The following is a 541-nucleotide window of genomic DNA, read 5'->3' on the forward strand; positions in this document are numbered from 1 at the left end:
CTACCTGCTCCCATCGGTAGGATGTAATGCTGCCGTCAGGGTCGGAAGACTGTCTGCCGTCAAATACAACCTGTGTTGCAGGCAACGTAATGCTCTGGTTGGCGCCCGGATTGGCTACGGGCGGACGGTTGGCTGCGGCATTTACCGTAACGTTTACATCGGCCGATGCTGTTGCACCTGCATTGTCCGTAGCCGTCAGGCGGAATACGTAAGTGCCCTGTACCAAACCCGATACCGATGTCTGAACATTTGCAGGTGTGGCAATGGCAGCCGTGTTTGGCCCCGATACCTGTGTCCAACGAACGGAGGCGATGCTGCCGTCGGGGTCGGAAGCGCTGCCTGTTAAGGTTGCGCTGTTGGTCGGCAAGGTGATGCTTTGCGCAGTGCCTGCACTCACTACCGGTGGGCGGTTCGGGGCGACATTTACCGTAACGCTTACATCGGCCGATGCCGTTGCGCCTGCATTGTCCGTAGCCGTCAGGCGAAATACGTAAGTGCCCTGTACCAAACCCGATACCAACGTCTGAACATTTGCAGGTGT

At 57.5% G+C, this 541-nt stretch carries 1 protein-coding gene; it reads right to left on the reverse strand.

Annotated elements, in window-relative coordinates; genetic code table 11:
• A partial coding sequence (locus NDK19_RS16850; protein ID WP_394801695.1) for a PKD domain-containing protein occupies nt 1-541 on the reverse strand: 541 nt, incomplete at both ends.

This window comes from Rhodoflexus caldus, from assembly GCF_021206925.1.
GTDB lineage: Bacteria > Bacteroidota > Bacteroidia > Cytophagales > Thermoflexibacteraceae > Rhodoflexus > Rhodoflexus caldus.